17 protein-coding genes and 3 pseudogenes are annotated in these 17,879 nt (G+C 54.6%); 9 read left to right on the forward strand and 11 right to left on the reverse strand.

All coding sequences use genetic code 11. The annotated features are described in order from the left end of the window. The first annotated feature begins 159 nt into the window (after positions 1–159). Positions 160–852: a helix-turn-helix domain-containing protein gene (locus tag NMP98_RS15460; RefSeq protein WP_254858760.1), complete on the forward strand. Its 693-nt coding sequence runs from the start codon at positions 160–162 to the stop codon at positions 850–852. 62 nt (positions 853–914) lie between these two features. Here the strand turns inward: NMP98_RS15460 and NMP98_RS15465 are convergent, their stop codons facing one another. Beyond that, positions 915–1,511 carry a hypothetical protein gene (locus NMP98_RS15465; protein ID WP_254861350.1) on the reverse strand — a complete coding sequence of 199 codons (597 nt, stop codon included), beginning with the start codon at positions 1,509–1,511 and terminating at the stop codon, positions 915–917. A gap of 57 nt (positions 1,512–1,568) precedes the next feature. Continuing rightward, complete coding sequence (locus tag NMP98_RS15470; RefSeq protein WP_254858761.1) at positions 1,569–2,054, reverse strand: hypothetical protein; 486 nt, start codon at positions 2,052–2,054, stop codon at positions 1,569–1,571. On the opposite strand from NMP98_RS15470, the pseudogene NMP98_RS15475 reads away from it, so the two are divergent. After that, positions 2,046–2,222 (forward strand): annotated as a pseudogene (locus NMP98_RS15475) (DNA polymerase domain-containing protein); the annotation flags it as partial. The gene NMP98_RS15470 and the pseudogene NMP98_RS15475 sit on opposite strands and share 9 nt — an antisense overlap. 138 nt (positions 2,223–2,360) lie before the next feature. Here NMP98_RS15475 and orc4 read toward each other — a convergent pair. After that, positions 2,361–3,593 (reverse strand): DNA replication protein Orc4, encoded by a 1,233-nt coding sequence (gene orc4 / locus NMP98_RS15480; protein WP_254858762.1) that lies wholly within the window; start codon positions 3,591–3,593, stop codon positions 2,361–2,363. Positions 3,594–4,223: 630 nt separating this feature from the next. Then, a complete protein-coding gene (locus NMP98_RS15485; RefSeq protein ID WP_254858763.1) occupies positions 4,224–4,547 on the reverse strand; it encodes a DUF6788 family protein in 324 nt (107 codons plus the stop codon). Between the two features lie 138 nt (positions 4,548–4,685). Between NMP98_RS15485 and NMP98_RS15490 the strand changes: the two genes are divergently transcribed. After that, positions 4,686–5,612: an ArsR family transcriptional regulator gene (locus tag NMP98_RS15490; protein WP_254858764.1), complete on the forward strand. Its 927-nt coding sequence runs from the start codon at positions 4,686–4,688 to the stop codon at positions 5,610–5,612. Between the two features lie 12 nt (positions 5,613–5,624). Here NMP98_RS15490 and NMP98_RS15495 read toward each other — a convergent pair whose 3' ends face one another. After that, a complete protein-coding gene (locus NMP98_RS15495) occupies positions 5,625–6,854 on the reverse strand; it encodes an RNA-guided endonuclease InsQ/TnpB family protein (RefSeq protein WP_254858765.1) in 1,230 nt (409 codons plus the stop codon). A gap of 138 nt (positions 6,855–6,992) precedes the next feature. On the opposite strand from NMP98_RS15495, the gene NMP98_RS15500 reads away from it, so the two are divergent. Further along, entirely contained in the window at positions 6,993–7,796 is an 804-nt protein-coding gene (locus NMP98_RS15500; RefSeq protein WP_326494479.1) for a DUF6036 family nucleotidyltransferase, read from the forward strand. A 13-nt stretch (positions 7,797–7,809) separates the two neighbouring features. Here NMP98_RS15500 and NMP98_RS15505 read toward each other — a convergent pair. The 3 genes and pseudogenes from NMP98_RS15505 to NMP98_RS15515 form a co-directional block, all read right to left on the reverse strand. After that, a pseudogene (locus NMP98_RS15505) lies at positions 7,810–8,024 on the reverse strand (hypothetical protein); the annotation flags it as partial. A gap of 29 nt (positions 8,025–8,053) precedes the next feature. Then, on the reverse strand, positions 8,054–8,503 hold the full coding sequence (locus tag NMP98_RS15510; RefSeq protein ID WP_254858767.1) for a hypothetical protein: 450 nt from the start codon (positions 8,501–8,503) through the stop codon (positions 8,054–8,056). Between the two features lie 421 nt (positions 8,504–8,924). Continuing rightward, a complete protein-coding gene (locus tag NMP98_RS15515) occupies positions 8,925–9,734 on the reverse strand; it encodes a hypothetical protein (protein WP_254858768.1) in 810 nt (269 codons plus the stop codon). Positions 9,735–10,019: 285 nt separating this feature from the next. Between NMP98_RS15515 and NMP98_RS15520 the strand changes: the two genes are divergently transcribed. Further along, positions 10,020–10,547, forward strand: a complete 528-nt coding sequence (locus tag NMP98_RS15520; RefSeq protein ID WP_254858769.1) for a helix-turn-helix domain-containing protein — start codon at positions 10,020–10,022, stop codon at positions 10,545–10,547. A 264-nt stretch (positions 10,548–10,811) separates the two neighbouring features. Here NMP98_RS15520 and NMP98_RS15525 read toward each other — a convergent pair whose 3' ends face one another. After that, positions 10,812–12,068, reverse strand: a complete 1,257-nt coding sequence (locus NMP98_RS15525; protein WP_254861335.1) for an orc1/cdc6 family replication initiation protein — start codon at positions 12,066–12,068, stop codon at positions 10,812–10,814. Between the two features lie 831 nt (positions 12,069–12,899). Between NMP98_RS15525 and NMP98_RS15530 the strand changes: the two genes are divergently transcribed. Continuing rightward, on the forward strand, positions 12,900–13,238 hold the full coding sequence (locus NMP98_RS15530; protein ID WP_254858770.1) for a DUF6788 family protein: 339 nt from the start codon (positions 12,900–12,902) through the stop codon (positions 13,236–13,238). A gap of 179 nt (positions 13,239–13,417) precedes the next feature. On the opposite strand, the gene NMP98_RS15535 is transcribed toward NMP98_RS15530, so the two are convergent. After that, positions 13,418–13,681: a hypothetical protein gene (locus NMP98_RS15535; RefSeq protein ID WP_254858771.1), complete on the reverse strand. Its 264-nt coding sequence runs from the start codon at positions 13,679–13,681 to the stop codon at positions 13,418–13,420. A gap of 187 nt (positions 13,682–13,868) precedes the next feature. On the opposite strand from NMP98_RS15535, the gene NMP98_RS15540 reads away from it, so the two are divergent. Together NMP98_RS15540 and NMP98_RS19670 are read left to right on the forward strand one after the other, a co-directional pair. Continuing rightward, complete coding sequence (locus NMP98_RS15540) at positions 13,869–14,987, forward strand: CRISPR-associated protein Cas4 (RefSeq protein WP_254858772.1); 1,119 nt, start codon at positions 13,869–13,871, stop codon at positions 14,985–14,987. Continuing rightward, on the forward strand, positions 14,980–15,573 hold the full coding sequence (locus NMP98_RS19670) for a PD-(D/E)XK family putative nuclease (protein ID WP_497007555.1): 594 nt from the start codon (positions 14,980–14,982) through the stop codon (positions 15,571–15,573). The genes NMP98_RS15540 and NMP98_RS19670 overlap by 8 nt, the downstream gene beginning before the upstream one ends. A gap of 201 nt (positions 15,574–15,774) precedes the next feature. On the opposite strand, the gene NMP98_RS15550 is transcribed toward NMP98_RS19670, so the two are convergent. Next, positions 15,775–17,103 (reverse strand): tyrosine-type recombinase/integrase, encoded by a 1,329-nt coding sequence (locus NMP98_RS15550; RefSeq protein ID WP_254858774.1) that lies wholly within the window; start codon positions 17,101–17,103, stop codon positions 15,775–15,777. A gap of 188 nt (positions 17,104–17,291) precedes the next feature. Between NMP98_RS15550 and NMP98_RS15555 the strand changes: the two are divergent. Beyond that, positions 17,292–17,847, forward strand: a pseudogene (locus tag NMP98_RS15555) (transposase domain-containing protein). Positions 17,848–17,879: the final 32 nt, after the last annotated feature.

Below are 17,879 nucleotides of genomic sequence, written 5' to 3' on the forward strand. Positions count from 1 at the left end.
GCGACATTCTTAACCTAGCAGGATGGCGAGTTCATAGAGATTCCTTGACAGAAACTGTCGGAGCTAGTCGAGACCATCGAACAGGGTGTATCCAATGTGATCAGTAATCAGATCTCTAGTAAACCTTTTAACTGTTACCTGATTAGTGGTAACTACCAGATGTACGAGGTTCTCGACGACACGGCGGCACAGACTCTCCTCGCCATCGAGAGTGGTAACTCCATCCGCCGTGTCGCCCAACACCTCCACACGCCCTACGAGACAGTGAGACAAGCCGTCAATCGGCTCGAAGACGCAGGCTATGTCACCTATGACGACGGGCTCACTGTTGTCGACGAGCGCATACGCGACGCAGCGCTCGAGCTCGTCGCTGCCAGCGCCGGCGTCAGTCCACCCTCCATCGAGGAAACGTACGTCATCACACAGTTCAGTGATTGGCCGTTCGCGTTCACGCGGATCGACGCCGTCTACGTGTGGACTCAGGGCGGCTACCAGGTCGGTCGCGAGCCCGACGACTATCCACTGTTCCTGGCTGTTCGTGAGCAGGACGTCGACGCTTGGGAGACATTTTTCGAGTGGTTCGACCTCCCGACCGTATTCGAACGACAGCCCCGAGACGAGTTGGACGGACCGCTGCAGATCGTCCTCGAGCCACACGCGTCACTCGATATCGAGCACGTCGAAGGGTACCCGGTAATCCCGAGAGCCGAGACGATCGAGTACATGCGCGAGAACTACGCCCAATTCCAGTCGGCGCTGGCGATGCTCGACCGGATGTACGAAGACCTCGACCTCGGCGTCACGTATCGAGAGACGGAACGGCACAGCCATGAGCTTCAACAATCGAAGTGACGCACTCATCGAACTGCTTGAGGAGCTCACCCAAGAAGGCCACGACTACGTTCTCGTCGTGGCTACGCAGCCTCAGCGTTCAACGCACGCTTCTCTACGGACCTCGATATCGTCGTCGCACCGGACTCCAAGGCCCCGGTATCTTGATCGTAATCTTCATTGAGAAATTTACTGATATAGATATCCTGGAGAATATCGACCTCTCCCAGTTCCAGCAGGATACTGGAGACGACAATATGTTCCCATAACTTACCCGTGTGGCAACTAAACTCCAAGCTACACACCTCAGTATGCCCCCAGCAGATTCCTCCCAGCAACAGACGGACGACTTCCATAGTCATCCGCCTATCCAGTGTGATGCGTGCGAGTCTGCTCTCCACTCTAACAGAGGTCACACAGTATCCTACCTTCTCGTGGATCAGCTCACACTCCCCCTTGTTGGATGTAATGAACACCTGGAGCAGTTCGCCTCTGTCTGCGGATTCACTACCGAGAATACAGCCGAACTCATAGAGCATCGGCCAGCCGGCGGTATCAACTGTCCTAGTTGCCACCTCGCACCCCATAATCCAGATCAACCTGTCGTTCCGGTACAGGACGGAGCAGTGGCAATCATTGCCTGCCCTGAGCATCAAGTAGAGATCGTCGATCGGTTCCACACAGGTCTTGATATACAACAGCAGCTAACTGCTTCTCTCGATACGCTACAATAGGCTTCACATATTCTGATTTACACGGAATAGTATCTGGACCACGTGACGGGCTTGCTCCCTGTATTCCTTCATCTCGTCTTTAGTGATGTTGGTCTCGATGGAGTGGGCTTCTGCGTTGGCGTTCTGCCAGAAAGCGTCTAGTTCGTTAATGAAGTCGCTGTCAAGGCCTCCAGAGCTATGCTGGAAGTCGTCGAGATTTTCCTCGAAGGTATTGATGAGATCGTTGAACGTCCTGGACCGCCGGTTTTCAAGAAGGTAGTACAGATCAATCTCCTGCTTCCCGTACTGGTCCCGGAAAATGTCGATAAGGAGATTCTCTAAGAGCTTCCATACCAGGACGTACGTAGCGTCGTTAATCCCGATACGGTTGCACTGGTTGATGTCCTCAACCAGATCCGGGTAGAACGTGCCCGGGACGTTGTCGATGTCGAGAAACCGTTCGGAGCGAAACGTAGAGTGGAGCACTCCTGTACCATGTTCCTCGTCCACGAGGGGATCGAGACCTACGACGCCTCGTACTACGAGACGCAGCTTATCAAAGCGGTCGAGAGCGTGCTTTCACCGCTCGGGTGGGACCGATCCGACATTCGCCGGGAGCTCTCCGGTGAGAGGGACGCCGTTTTGAGCTCGTTCGGAGCCTCCAACGAACCTTCGTAGTGGACACCACCCCTGGTTTCCGTCGTTTCGATCCAACCCCACGTTTCCGACGTAATTTTCGACCCCCCTCGTTTCCGTCGTTTCCTCACGCCCACCCCGGATTTCCGTCGTCCGCATCCACTCAGTAGTAGGGGGTCACTACTCGCGAGTCCAATCCTGCATCCGGCTGTCCTCGAGGATCGTTTCGCGGACGACCTGGGGATCTTCGATGAGTCGGTTCTGGAGGTGGATGCCGCCCGCACTCCCCTTGTTGATCTTCTCGATTTCGACAACCCCGAGGAAGGCTTGCTCTTTCAGGATGTCGCGGAACCGGCGGACTGAGAGGATATCCATATCGAGATGGTTGCAGATGCGTTCGTACTGGTCGTACACCCGACTCGTGAGGAACGCATCGTCGTTGCTGTTGACACTCAGCTCCGTGAGCGCCAGCAACGCTGCCTTCGCCTGCGTGGGTGCGCCGTTCACGAGTTCTCTGAACCGGTCCTTTTCGGCGTGCTGCTGTGCCTGGCGGACGTGTTCCTCCGTCACCTGCTCTGCTCCGGCCTCGTAGGCGACCTCCCCGGCGTGGCGAAGAATGTCGATCGCCTTCCGAGCGTCACCGTGCTCCTGCGCGGCGAAGGCCGCCGAGAGCGGAATCACGTCCTCGGAAAGGACGCCGTCCTGGAAGGCGTCCTCACGGTTGAACATAATCTCCCGTAACTGGTTGGCGTCGTATGGCTTGAAGAACAGCTCCTTGTGCTGGAAGCTGCTTTTCACGCGCTCGTTCACGTTGTCGACGTACTGGATCTTGTTGCTGATCGCGATGACACCGACGCTACAGTCGATTTTTCCCGCCTCCTCAGCGCGCGAGAGCTTCATCAGCACGCTGTCGTCGTTCATCAGATCGATCTCGTCGAGGATGATGATCACAGAATCAAATTGGGCGTCGAGCGTCTTCCAGAGGAGTTTGTAGTATTTCGACGTACTGAGGCCGGTATGTGGGACGGAGATTCCAGTCGAAGATTCATCGTTCAGCTTCGCGGCCAGTGAGGAGATTGCTTGAGTCTCCGTGTTGTCTTCAGCACAGTCGATATACGCGGTTCCAATCTCGACGCCATCCTGAGCGGCATTCTTAGCTCGTTGGCAGACGTGTTTTGAAACGAGAGATTTACCGGTCCCAGTTTTCCCGTAGATCATCACGTTTTCCGGGGAGTACCCGTGGACAGCACCGTTGAGACGTTTCGCGAGCTTCGAGATTTCCTCGTCGCGACCGACGATCCGGTCAGCCTCCGGCACGTGGCCGATTTTCAGGAGATCCTTGTTCGCGAAGATGCGATGCCCGGATTCAAAGAGTGGATCGTCGACAGAACTGGGTGAAGAGTCGGGCGTCATTGAATATCACACGGTGTGAGCGGGGGGAGTATAAATCTAGTGGAGAACGCCACCCCACGTTTCCGACGTTCCTTGTCCGAAACCGGCGGTGAAATGCCGTCATTCGGTGGAATTGGATTGCTGACAATATAGCCGGGTTTCCGAAGTGAGATAGGAAACCCGTAGACGGAAGCGATGCGTTGTTGTCGAATCACGAACCCACACACCCCACGTTTCCGTCGTAATCACCGAACAGGTGGGGAGGGGACTCGAAGAAGACGTCCATAACGAGATACCAAAGACGAGAGCGGCCTAACCGTCCAATACTGGCCGTCTACAGAAGCAGCTGGAAAGGATCGTTTCATCTGAGGGGGTGAAGTACTTCGCCCCTTTCATAGCTGAAGTGCACTTAATGAGCGTTTCTCAGCTATGCTACTTTAATCTATGTGTCCCAGATATTAGTTCATCTCTAGATTGGTTCTAGGTCAACATAATTAGTGGTTGCATACCACTATCGTAGCCTCTCCCTACGCCGTCGTGGAGAAACGACGGAAATGCGGGGGGTGTGGTCCCTTCGAAATCAACGTCACCCCCTCCACCCACATCCAGTTACGACGGAAACGTGGGGTGGGTGTCCTCCCTCACCGCGTTTTACTCGTCCGGGTTGACCGGGCCCTTGTACTGAGAACGAATCTTCTCTCCCTCCCGCCACTGCCAGTAGTAGTAGCGATTGTCGTTGATTTCCTTGATCGTGATCGTCGCTTTGGCCGGGACGTCGTCCGGAAGATTGTCTGGTCGTTCTTCGACCTCTTCTTGATCTGCCGACTCCTCGAGACGGGCCTCTCGTTCCTTGTGCTCGGCGAGCGCCTCAGCGTACGTTGCAACGTCTCGAAGCTGCTTCGGGTCCGACTCGTTGAGCGTGTTGACGATCTCCGTCGGGAGGTTCGCCGGTGGGGTCGGGGGTTCGTAGGACATCGGCTACTCTCGTGTTAACCAACACGGCCCACGAATCCATAGTTTTGTTGGTTAAGACGATGGAGACGACTCTCGTGCCTGCTGGCTGTAACACTACTCGAAACTTCTTTATATACAAGTTTCGTACTATGTTACACCGTGCTCCGGCGTATCGAACTCGAGGTCCTCGCCACGGTCGAACGCGGCGACACGATCTCCGAACTCGCGACGAAGCTCAACCACAGCGAGAGCTACCTCTCTCGTGCCGTCGCCGACCTCGTCGAAAAGGGACTCGTCTACACGGAACGCGACGGCCGCCGAAAACGAGTCATCCCGTCAGACGCTCGTGCCGTCGAGCTCTACCAGGACCTCGTCCGCCAGCACTCCCACATCGACTTCCCCGAGCTGCTGACCGGGAAGACACTCGAGGTGCTGTACTACCTCGACCAGCCGCGAACCGTCTCCGAGATCGCCGACCGGAGCGACAACTACCGCAACACGGTCAATCGGGTCCTCAAGCGGTTTCGCGACCGTGGTCTCGTCGGGACGGCCGACGGCCACTACGAGTTCAACGCCGACTTCGACCGCCTCCACGAGTTCGCCCGTGAACTCGCACACCATCTGCATCGCCAGTGCCTCGAAGCCGTCGCCCCGAAGGGCACGATTCTCTGGGAAGACTACGACGAATTCCTCGCGCAGGCCGAGACGGAGATCGACGCAGCGGCGTTCCACGAAACAGGCCTCGCTCGGTTCGCGGCCTTCGACCTCCAGTTCCTGCTCACTGGCCATCGCTACTACTTCTACTCAGAGGATCTCGACGCAGTCTCGCCGGCGGAACTTTGTTGTCACACGCTACTGATCGACGACGGCAGCCGCCACCGTTCGTACTGTCTCCTTCTACTCAGCCAAGTCGACGTCGACGAGGAGGATCTCCGAGAGCAGGGGGCGAAGTATGGCCTCGAAGACGAAATCGACGCCTTGCTGCGCTACCTCGAGACGCACGGCGAGGTCGACGACGACCGGCTCCCGGGGTGGGACGAGTTTCAGGAGTTGGCGGCTGAGTACGAGGTGCCACTACCACAGTAAGCTCACTACGGCCTATGGGTCGTAGTGTTCACCGTGGACTCCCGCTCTGGCCGAATCCGGCAGGGGCTTAACCCCGTTCGCGTTCAGCATCCCGGTGTTTAAGCGCACGCCTACGGGTGCGCCTCCTTCGCCACCAGTTTGGTTGCGAAGGAGTCGATAGCCGATGTTCTTCGCTGCGTTGTAGTCCGCGTGGTTCTCGTATCCACAGGACTGACAGCGGAAGGTGTCCCGCGACGGGCGGTTGTCCTCGTGGGTGAACCCACACGACGAGCACCGTCGGGACGTGTTCTTCGGGTTTACCTGCTTAACCTGAATCCCGCGTCCCTTGGCCTTGTACGAGACGTAGTCGTACAGGCGACGGAACGCCCACTCGTGGAACTTACGGGCATCGGGCACCCGACGGCGGATATCCGTCAAGTTCTCGAAGGCTATCACCCTGCAGCCATTTTCAACTGCCTCGTCTACGAGTTCGTTCGCGACACGGTGAAGATACTGCTTGAAGCGTCCCTTCTCCTTTCGCCCGACCGCTTGGACGTTCTCGTGGGCCCACCGCGACCCACACTCTTCGAGTGACTTGCGGCGTTGGACGTACTCCGTTCGCCAGTGGTTGAGTTCGTCGGCAGACCAGAACGCGCCAGTCGAGGTGACGGCGATGTTCTCAATCCCGAGGTCCACACCGAGAACCGTTCCGTTCTCGGCCGGTTTGGGATCGTCCACGTCCGCCTTTGTTCGGACGTGGAGATAGAAATCGCCACGGCGATAATGGAGTGTCGCACCAGCAGTCTCCCACTTGTTGCACTGCAGATATTCGGAGAAGGGCGTTTCACGGGTTACCTCGGGAATGACGTATTCGACAATGACGCGTCCATCGACGGTAGATAACGAGGCATGGTCGTCGTGGAATGTGGCGTTGCGCTGGTTATATTCCACGAAGTGCGAGGTGAACGTGGGCAATGAAGCATACTCTCCCTTCGACCACTTCGCGACCACACTTTCGAGTGCGTCAACGGCGCGGTCGCGAGCCGACTGAACGTGGTTGCTGTGAAGCCGTGTCTGCTCGCGTAGTTCGTCGTAGGTCAGGTCGTGAAGGACGGACTTTCGGGTCTCGGCCCATTCGCCGTCCCACGCGGTATCTACGACATAGTTGGCGGCCCACCGAAACTCGTCGATAGTCTCGTGAAGCAGTTCCGCCTGCTCTTCGGTCACATCGAGTTTGACCGGAACAGTGCGGTGGACCTCCATACATATCACAAAACAACCTGTGATTAAAAGTATTAATAAGGTCTAGTGGGGGGTCAACTCTGCCATGGACTGTAAGGCGGCTCACGAGTGTCGGTTTTCTCCCTCACCCGTAGTCTCGGGCACTCCTATTGATCTACTATGAGACCAACATTCGGACGTGAGTACATCGAGAACGAATTCCAGCGAATCGGAGACGGGCTATCTGAACCGCTCACGGTCTACCTGATCGGTGGTGGCGCGATGTCGCTGCGCGACCTCAAGGGAGCGACGAAAGATATCGACCTGGTCGTCCCAGATGGCGACGCGTACGGCCAGCTGTGGGCCGTCCTGATGGACCTCGGGTATGCGGAAGTTCAATCGCTGGATCCAGATTACCGGGCGCTGGGGGCGACGAGCTGCGTCGAAAACGACGATGGGTGTCGCCTCGACATCTTCAACCAGCAGGTCGCGAACAAGCTCGTGCTCACCGACGGGATGCGAGAGCGCAGCGAGCCGTTCCTCGACACGGATCGACTGACGGTCCGGCTAGTCAGCAACGAGGATATCTTCCTGTTCAAGGCGATCGCAGGCCGCGATGACGACATCGAGGACATGAATATGCTCGTGCAGGCCGGCCTCGATTACGACGTCGTCCGGGCTGAACTCGAAGCCCAGATCGAACGCCTGGGGGACGATCAGTTCGCCACGTTCGCGAATGAGGCCCTGGTCGAACTCGAGGAGCGGTACGGAGTGACCACACCGATCGAGGACCGCGTCCAGGAGCTCACGAACAGGTACTACCGGGGGCTCGAAGTCCTCCAGGCACTCGACGAGCCGATGGCCGTCGACGAACTGGCCGCCGAACTGGAGTTGGGCACCGACGAGGTTCACGACCGGCTCGCGTATCTCTCAACGTTCGACCGGGCCCAACGAGATGGCGACACGGTCCGTCCTGTGGAGTAGCTCAATCGTCGCCCTACGGGGAAGGAAGGCGGCCGTCTGGTCGGGGAACGCGGCCCCGTTTGATCTCGTGATCGACGCGGCGCAGGTGCTTGCAGCCGCCTTCGGGTGAACGTTGCTGCCAGTCGGGGCAGGTACACGATTCGTCGATGATGTCGACTTCGTACCTATTGACGGACGCGGACTGACTTCGTAGCGACCACCTTTCGAGAGGAGCGAGACATCCATCGACAGTCGACACCTCACGATGAAGAATTGAATTAAAATCCAGTAGGGACTTGGTTTTGATTGAGGTCGACAGTTTTCGCATCGATTTTTGGACGAGGCTTTTCAAGTAGTTCACAGAACCGCTCAGTATGTTCGAGGCGGTTGAACATCTCCTTGAGCGGGTCTGGCGAGAACATCTGATTACGCGTAAAAACCGCTCGCGCTGTTTCGGTTAAATAATAATACAGTCGATTGTCCGAAGAAGACTGTCTAGTCGACGTAGCTGTCGCGAGAACGCCTACCTTGGCGAGTGTGTCGAGTCGTTCTTGGAGGGTTCCCTCTGAAGTTTCAGGATTCAGGATAATGAGTTCTTCAAGTGAGACAGTGCCTTTCGGATGTGCAACTAAATCCATAATTAGTGGTGCATACCCTTCATCAGATCCGTACCGTTGAATCTCTGCCGCTGTATCTTTTGAGATTGAAGGGGAGTCACGAGATGCCATTGGCTCTAAATAGTGCTAAGGTCTAGCAATGTATGAATATTCGGCCACCACATCACTTGCCCATCGAAGGTTCCGCTCCGCAGCTTCCATGGTCTTGACTTGGTTTGGCGAGTAACGCCAAAACCATCCCAAACCGATTGATACCCTCTAAGAAAGCACTACAGACAACCTGTGTAGTATTTTCTATTATTCCAGATGCTTTTTTACCTCCATCGTTTCCGAAGCTTCTGCTGGCAAGCCGCCTAGCTCTTACCAAACATTAGCACGGACTACTGAGCACTATTTGGTAAGACACACTCAAGATGTAGGGCGCGTATCGGTCACCGGAACCCAATCGAATTGCTCCAGAAGTCCACTGAACCGGCAAAGGACTACCTTACGAGCGAACTGAGTGAGTAATCCTGCCGATTTGTGGTCATGTTCAAATCCCCTGCCACGCCCCGCCGGCGACGAGACCGCCCAACACAAATCCAGCACCATGCGCGAAGATATTCGTGAACGTCCCACCACTGATAGGGTCTTCTGGGAATAGCGCAACCACAACCGTCAGCAGCACTATACCTACCCCGATAGCCAGCCAGATTTCTGTCCACCATGCTTCTCGTCGGTCCCAAGCGTCTCGCCACGATACCGCACGGAGCAGCAACACCCAACTGAGTGCCAGACCGAACGCGACGAGGGCAGTCACCCGAACATCGACCCAGCCGGAATATATCACCGACAGTTCCCAGAGTATGAGCAATACGGCCATCTGCCCAACAGCCTGTGTCGCGGCGAGTCCGACCTCTCGGTTCACCCACATCAAGAACGCAACAAAGACCAGCCCCGCGAACCCTGCCACCACACCGGAAAACCCACGCTCAACCGGCGTCGCCGCCGGCGCGAACCACCCAAGCAGCACATAACTCGATAGACTCACGAGCACTGGCAGGACTGTCAAGAACGCCACAGTTGATACCCAGAACCACCGCCGAGCGTTGAGTACCCGACAGAGGATGTATGCCACTCCGGCGATAGCCACGAACCCACCAACGTTCTGAAGCAGATGGGCCCACCCGTCGTGCACGTACGCGTGCGTCCACAGTGTCCAGGGAATGAACGCCCCGTGGTCAAATGCTAGCTGGGCCCGTAGACCCGATGGTAAGAGTACGCGGATACCCACGAGCACCCACGCAAGTAGGCTGAGAAGACCGGCGTCGACGACCAGCCGGCGGTCAACGACGTCGGGCATGGGTGTCAGAACGTTAGACCACTCCACAGATGGTCACCTCCAGGGACAGTGAGTCAATCCATACAGACACTCTTCGAGACTCGATACGCCTGTGTTGACCGCAAGCTCGGTTCGCGTTGAGCATCGACAGATCGATATATGCACATCAGGCATATAATAGAGAATCACCGTTCAAGCACCGCTACTGGGTGTTTGTGGCGACCAAGACGGTCTTGGTCACGGCCAAATGGGTGCCACTACCAGCAGTCACGCTCAAGTAGGCGCCGGATGGTATATCAGACGGCTATGGCAGAGCTGCCTGCCGAGTTCCGGGAGCAGTACGACCAGAAGGGCGATACCTTCGAGACGATTGCCGAAATCGTCCTCACGAATCACGGGCGGCAATTCACAGCCGATGACATCGCTGCCAAAGTCGAACCCAAACGGGAAGCGGTCCGGCAACATCTCAAGACACTCGAAGATGATGGCTGGATCGACGGTGCTGATGGCCCCAAACGGTATACCTGGAACACGCAGAATCACAACCCAGCAGAGCAGCAGGCCACTGAGGCTGTGGGGTCGGTCACTGACGACGCCCTCGCACTCGCCTCACGAGCGACCAACAGTGTCCCAGAATTCTTTGCTGTTGTCGCGATACTCAGCGTAGTAACGGGGATGGTGTTAGCTGTGACTGCAATGGTCGCCATCCTGCTGCCAGTGGGTGCAGCAACGCCTCTTTCGTACGCGGCCATCGGGGGTGGCTACGCGCTCGGTGGGCTCGTCACGCTGGGGTTAGTCTGGCTTGCGGTCCAGTGGACGCGTCGTCAGCCTTAAGACTGTCAGAAACAGGACCATCTTCAATACTCACTGGTATCTAACCCTCCACCGTTTCCGAAGCTTTCAGCTGGCAGATTTACTTACCTTACCAAACATACCGGAGGGGTAAAACGGTATGTTAGGTAAGACTGAATCGAAGGTATCCATTTCTCTCTCAATGGTTTCCAGCTCTTTTGGGGTGATTGAGACCCTCCACCGTTTCCGAAGCTTTCAGCAACGAGAGATCACTCGATTTTTCCTTTGGAGACCGCAGAAACAGGCTTAATAGTCGGAAATATCCGACTGAAGGAGATTGTTATCGTTGGCCGTCGACTGGATAATGTTCGCGAGGTCCTCGAATCGAGATGTCGAAAGAAGGACCTCAAGCACGGCTTTCAGCGGAACGTCAAGCTCGTATTCGTGATACCGGCCAGCCGAGAGCCCTTCATTCCGTTCATAGACGCTGATGAGCCCGAGCATATTCATATCCGAGAGGTGGTCGCGAACTCGCCGTTCGCTCACGCTGTCGGCGTCAAGCCGATCGCAGATTTTCGCGTACCGTTCGTAGAGATCACGGGATCGGATAGGGACGTCGTCGAGTGCCTGGTGATACGCGAGCGCACAGAGGACGGCATGTCCCTGGGTCGTGAGTTCCTGCATGCCCTCGTAGAGTTGATTTTTTTCGAGTTCGTCTTGGGCATCCCGGACGTGCTCCTCGGTCACAGTATCGGAATCGTCAGCTTGCGCGAGTTCGCCGGCCTCACGAAGCAGTCGGATCGCCTGTCGGGCCGATCCCGTGTCCTGAGCAGCAAACGCTGCACAGAGTGGAACAACATCGTCGTCGAGGACACCATCGTGGAACGCTTTCTCGGCGCGGGGGGTGAGAATCGAGCGTAACTGATTCGCGTCGTATGGCGGGAAGAGAACCTCCTTTTCGGCGAGTGTGTCTTTGACTTTCGGCGAAAGATTATCGCGGAACTGGAAGTCGTTGCTGATACCGATTATCACCGGACGGACGTCGTCGACGTAGTCATTTGACCGCGCTCGAGGAAGCCCATAGAGGATGTCGTCGGAATGCCCGATGTTGTCAATCTCGTCGAGGACGATTACGACAGTACCACCGAGTGCGTCAAGTTCCTCGTAGAGGATGTCAAAGACTCGTTGCTGGGAGTAGCCAGTAGTACTGATGCGGTCTTTGTCCTGGCTTTCACGGAGCTCGTTGACGAGGGCGACGGCGACTTGGTAGGACGAGGAGAGATTCTCACAGCTGACCCAGACAGTTGAGAGATCAACATCGTCGTACTCGGCAGCATCGGTCTCGAGATGGGATAGCATGAATTTCGTCGCGACGGTCTTCCCTGTTCCCGTCTTGCCATACAGAAAGATGTTCGACGTCGGCCGGTTGTCGATAATCGGCTGGAGGGCTCGCTGATATTTCTCGAGTTCCTCGTCCCGTTCACGAATATCCTCGGGCTCGTATGAATCGTCAAGTGGTTCGGCGTCAGCGAACACCTGACGATCCCGTTGGAACATCCCCATGACCATGATAGGTTGCCACACAGCACAATATGATAAAACCACCGCTTCCTTAGCTTCCGAAGCGTCCTAAGCTAAACCATTTATATGCATTCCCATGACCAGCGCTTCCGGAGCTACGTTTCTTTATAATACCCTCTCACTCCACTATTTCCGAAGCTATCGACAAGAGACGTGGTCCCGACATTAAGGAAAAGCTATCTAAAGCCAAAGAATTAAGACAATTACCTCACTACCATAGCCGCACTAGAGCTAAAACAATATTCTAGAAAGAGAATATGTTTAGTGTGAAAGAACAGAAGCCGTGTTGCTGTTGATTCTCTCGGCAATCTATGCCGCATCCGTTGTTACCCCTTGTTTCTCTCGAGGATAGCTTCGGAAATAGTGGAGTGAGGGTTTTTGTAATCTCCCGCCAGCAATAGCTCCGGAAACAGTGGAGGGTTGCTGCACTTCCCGTCCAGATGATTTCCGGAGATCTTCCCCTCGCGTCTAGTTTCTGCTTCGAGCTGGTTCCTACTGCCGAAGGAGGCGATTAGACCGAGTTACCACATTGTTCAGCGATTACCCAAACGACGGTAGATTACTGTTCAGGACCAATCTAAACCGGGGGTAGCTCCGGAACTGGTGGAGGGCGAGCTTAACATCTCAGTCAAAAGCTTCGGAAATGACGGAGGGGGTGGAATATACGGTGAATCCACATCTTCCGCTGCTTCGAACCACCCGATAATCCTCCGGTGTCGTCTACCTTTCTGGTGTTTGCTTCGGAAATGGTGGGGGGTTGCAGAATCTTACCAAACATTTATTGCTTCAGTCCTTCGATTGTTTGGTAAGACAATGCCAACCCATCCCACGGCTCCAGAGTCTTTGCCGCAGTATCTCGCTGAAGGAGTCCCGAAGCAAGACGACGAGGACTTACATGCCCTTCAGGACTGGATCGACGACCTCCTTGAGTACCGCCAAGACATCGCCGCCGAGGACATCGATGCCAGTGAGGGCGAGTCAATCGAAGCCGTCGAAGAATCGAGCAGTGGGACTGTGGTAATCAAGAAGGTCAGCTGCGGCAAGGATAACTGCAAGTGCCAGTCCGGCGAACTGCATGGCCCCTACAAGTACGTCGTCCGTCGACAAGGCAACAGTCTGAATTGGGATTACAAAGGTCCAGTATCTGAATAGACCCGCATATGTTGCTCTATAGTGACGACTGCTGCTCTAGGCTGATGCCGACGTCATCGAAATCGCGCTTCTCCTCGATCTGTGCACATGTGGAGTGTGTAGATTCTAGTGCCGATTGAATCAAGGAAGATTCCAGCCTTAGTGAGCAACAACCACATTCTCAGATAAATCCCGCGCGATTACAGTTCCGTCCCATCCAATTTGCCGTCGAGGAACTGCCGGCCTTTCTTGGAGATTATGTAGTAGCCTGAGTCGTTGACTTCTTTGACGAGTTCGTGTTGAGTGAGCCGCTCGAGGCGGCGCTTTACCGTCGAGCGGTGAGGAGAGGCGACATCCCGCAGTTCCAGATTGAATAGGATTACCCGTGGGGGTACAGCGGCTCCACAGTCCGCTAAAAATTCCAGTATTGGACCGTCGTACTCGCTCCACCACCGGGGTTGCACACTTGAGTGTCCAAAACGCCGCTACATAATACGCGGCGAAAAAATTGCAACAAAATAAATCAAGTTGCAACGAGATAGGTTATCTTTATGTCTGACGGGGGCATAGATGATTACTGGAGAGCGATAGGGCCGGCGGTACCCACGCCGGGTGAGCAGAGAGTCTCATCATCAATAGGGGTCAACAGCCATGACGGCGACAGTACACGGACGGATAGACGATCGTATCGGCACGCTCATCGAAGCCATAACGGGGGATGCCTTCAGCGAGTGGTACCAAGACTGGCAGGTCAAACAGCACATGCGGGACGGCCAGCCGTGGCAACACACGCCGGCGTCGGTTACGCCGCCAGAGCGGCACTCTCCGAGTCAGTTGCTCAAATGCCAGCGGAAGGCATACTACTCAGCGCAGAACGCACCACAGGAAGATGAGGATCCCTCGGGTATATTCTGGGCAGGTACACGCATCGAGGAAGACATCGTCATGCCGTTTCTGGAGACCATCGCCGATCAGGTCGAGGAACCGGCCTACGTGCAGAACTCGATGTGGATCGATTACGGGCTTGACACCAAGGTAGGGCCGCTCCAGGTGTGCGGGGCGACTGACCCGGTGCTCTGTACGAGAGATGGGACACCGCTGTTGCCGACTGAAATCAAGACCAAAGAGTCCCTCGAAGGCTTCGACAGGGAATCACCGTCACCAAGTCGTCACCATCGGGCCCAGTTACACGCGTATCTTCGGGGGTTTCAGGCCGACGAAGAGGTGTCTCACCCTGTGGAGACAGGATTAATCATCTACGTGAGCCGCAAGCAGCACGATTTGCTGCCGATTCGTGTCGAGTTCGACGCGGAGTTCTTCCAAGAGACGGTCGTCAAGTGGGCGGCCGAGCAGACGACGTACCGGCTTGAGGAGTCACTCCCGCCGGCGGAGCCGGAGGCTTCCTGGGAGTGTGGCTATTGTTCGTATCGGGAGCGATGCGGCGTCGGCGAGGTACCGTATGAGGACACCCCGGCGCAGGAGTTTCTGCCGGGAGTTGTCTACCCGCAGCGGCAAGTCGATCGAGCGATTCGCGCTGAAGGGGGGGCAGCGGCTCTTACCCCGACGCTAGCGCATGAGTATCCGGAGCTGGCAGCCGAGTACGACGTCTTAGAGTGGCGGTGTCCGGTCTGTTCGTCGACGTATGCGTACGAGACGGTCGAGTGGAATGGACGTGTTGAGGCTCCCCCACCGTGTCCGAAGTGTACGGAGGCGACTCGATTCGTCCCACTGACGAGTGAATCACCGAAGCTGAACGCAACCAATGAGTGATTCTTCCGAAGGGGTGGTAGCGAACCCGGAAATAAAACTTGAAGACGTATCGCTTGAGCCAGAAGGGAATGTTTGCCTTGGGCGTGGACGAGGGACGGCATCTAGTCGAGGATACAACTCTAAGCGACTCGCGCACGCTGTTCTAGATAATCTTTCTATTTTCTTTAGAACTGGTGGGCCATCTTGGTTTGATACAACGGTGTACCGTAACTATGAGACTTGGTGCGCGATTGAAGCCAAAAGCTGCATTCGTCGGTATCCTTCTGGAGGCTATGGCCGATTTCGGATTTGGAGACGGAATCATGAAACTCTAATCAAGAAGTCTGTGGAGAAGTGCGATAAGGAATACTTTTACTTTTTTGTAGTATATGAAATTGCTGGAAAAATTGAAACTGAGAAGGAAGTTGGGAAGCTTGTTGCCCCTGTTCAGGTAGTTGACGAGGTACTGAACAGTTGGTCGCTACGGAACCACGATACGATGGGGGAAGCAGAAGCTCGCGATATATCTTGGCACTACCTACTGAAGAAACTCGACGTATCTAAGGAGCAGTTCGAAGCCGTGGATGCGGTAGATCTTACAAAGTAGTCTATTCGACTCCTGATTGAGCTAAGATCTTTTCAAAGTCTCGGTAGAGAACGTCAGGTCGGTCTTCGTCTATGTTGTAGACTGAAAGCACGCAACCCCCGTATCTCTAGCACATCAAAATATAGTGATGTTCGGTGTTGCACTACAGACGGAAAGTCCACAATTTCTGTTAAATAGCAATCAAATCAGCCGGAGAAACATCTACTCTTCTTCGGCAATAGAGATTATATGTGGAAGCTCCTCAAAGAAATCCTTGCGACCTCGAATGTAACGTTCACACCGCTTGATACCCTCAAGATCCCTGAGATTTATCTCACCGTCAGATATGGCTCCAAGGAAGTCTTCAGTCCTGCAATCATTGCTGCCCATCGATAACTCAATCCGCTCGCTGCTGCTATCGGGAAGGCTTGCTGAGCACCAGATACAACTATCGAAGTGACGCTCAGTCCACCGTCCGCAGTTGTTATTTGTACACTCAATTGGAGCAATTGGAGAGGGCTTGTCGAATGAGTCAAAATCGGCGCCGTCGGCCGCTGCAACATGTCGTGCAGTCTGCTGTGAGTAGTTAGCTATGTAATGTTTAGGTTTATCAGAACCAAAACTCCAACCACCAAGATTCCGGAGATCTTGCTCGTCGATTGTCGGCCGAGAGGCTAGCACACTAGCCCGACTACGGCGTAAATGTCGGCCGGTGACTGGCTTGTCGATATCCGCCCGTTCTGCGAGCTTTCCGAAGATTTTGGCATAGCTATTGTATCTCAGCAATTTATTCTCTTGCTGTTTAACCCATATATACGTATCTGGTGTCGGCCCATCGTTGACGCTATTCTGTGCTGGATGCTCATGATATAACCACTTCCGCAGTAGCGGCGCCCCAGCAAACAAATATGCAGTTCTGTAGCCGGTCTTTGAATCCTCTGGGATAGTCAACTTGATGTGACTACCTTGGTCATCGACGTGACAGAACTGCATCGAATGCATTTCGGCCTCTGGTCGCGTCATAGCTGACCACTGTGTTGCCACGATTGCCTTGTCACGGATGTGTGAGCGAGTTTCGCACATATCGACGATATCGGACCATTCGACCACTTCACTCGGGAGCGGAACTGGGTTCAAATCACGAAAACTCCAAGGTGTGATGTCTGCAAATCTCTCTGGAAGATCTTTATCATCGACCTCGAGCATCGTCCGGGCGAAGTCCTTGAGCGCACCATATTTGATTTCAAGAGTAGTACCTGCGACATTCTCGTTTTCGTAATGTTCTAAAATTGAGTCGACAGCATTGACGCCTACTTGGCCACTCTCAAGGGTTTCGGCGAGCAGCTCAGTTTGAACTGCAATCAGTCGGTTCTGCTCAAGCAGTTGTGACTGTCGACCCTTCTGTTGGCTGGCATTCTGTCGGTTCCGGGCTGCGAGTCGGTCATAGTAGGTCAATAACAACTCTTGATCACAGTCACGAAGACGTGACTTCGGTGGATCTTTAATCCGCTTGACCGCTCGCCTGATTTTGTCGTCGTCCTGTGTCGCCATATTATTACCCCCAGTTGATTTTGGATAAAGATTGGGCGTAACTCAGACAATCAATTACAGACCCCCGAACGTTGCCGGGTGCGGAGCGAGTCTCGGTACTCCATCGCGAGTACACCCAAAGCCAGTAGGAGTACACCGAATACAAGGAGTTCACCAAAGACCGGGATTTCCCCTAAAAATTAGATTTTGTGGAGCGAACACCGAGCGAGTTGGTGAAGCTCGATATTCGGCTCCATCCATCAGTACTATCATCCTCAAATATAATATATTAAATTGATATATTTGGTGTTAAACGGCCATGAATATCCGTTCATAATTGGGTACAGAAGACCGATCTACAGTTGGCCGACGTTGCCAGTGCGGATCACGTTACGCTCGACGAAGCCGTGACCTGAATCAATGATCAGCAGTTTTGACTGTACGTTGCTGTCGATTCAGAAACGAACAAATTCCTATATTTGCGGCTATATACGGCCACTAAGACCGAATTAACATAGCGGTCACTGTGAGAGATTCAGGAGAAACATGACCTCTCCGATGCCGTGTTTCTTGCCGATTACACTCAATATCTAGTGGCGGCCCTCCTCGGGGTAGGGCTCCGATTTCAGAGAATTCCTCATGGAAACCGGGATGCTGTTAAATGTAATTTTACGATATAAATTGGTACACTTATTTGATTACTAATATTTCTACCACGTACAGCCGCCGACGGCAGAAACATGGCTGCAAGTCTTTGATGTCTAGTGATGTTCGCTTAACTAAACACAACAATTCTA

It is taken from the genome of Natronomonas gomsonensis (assembly GCF_024300825.1).
Lineage (GTDB): Archaea > Halobacteriota > Halobacteria > Halobacteriales > Haloarculaceae > Natronomonas > Natronomonas gomsonensis.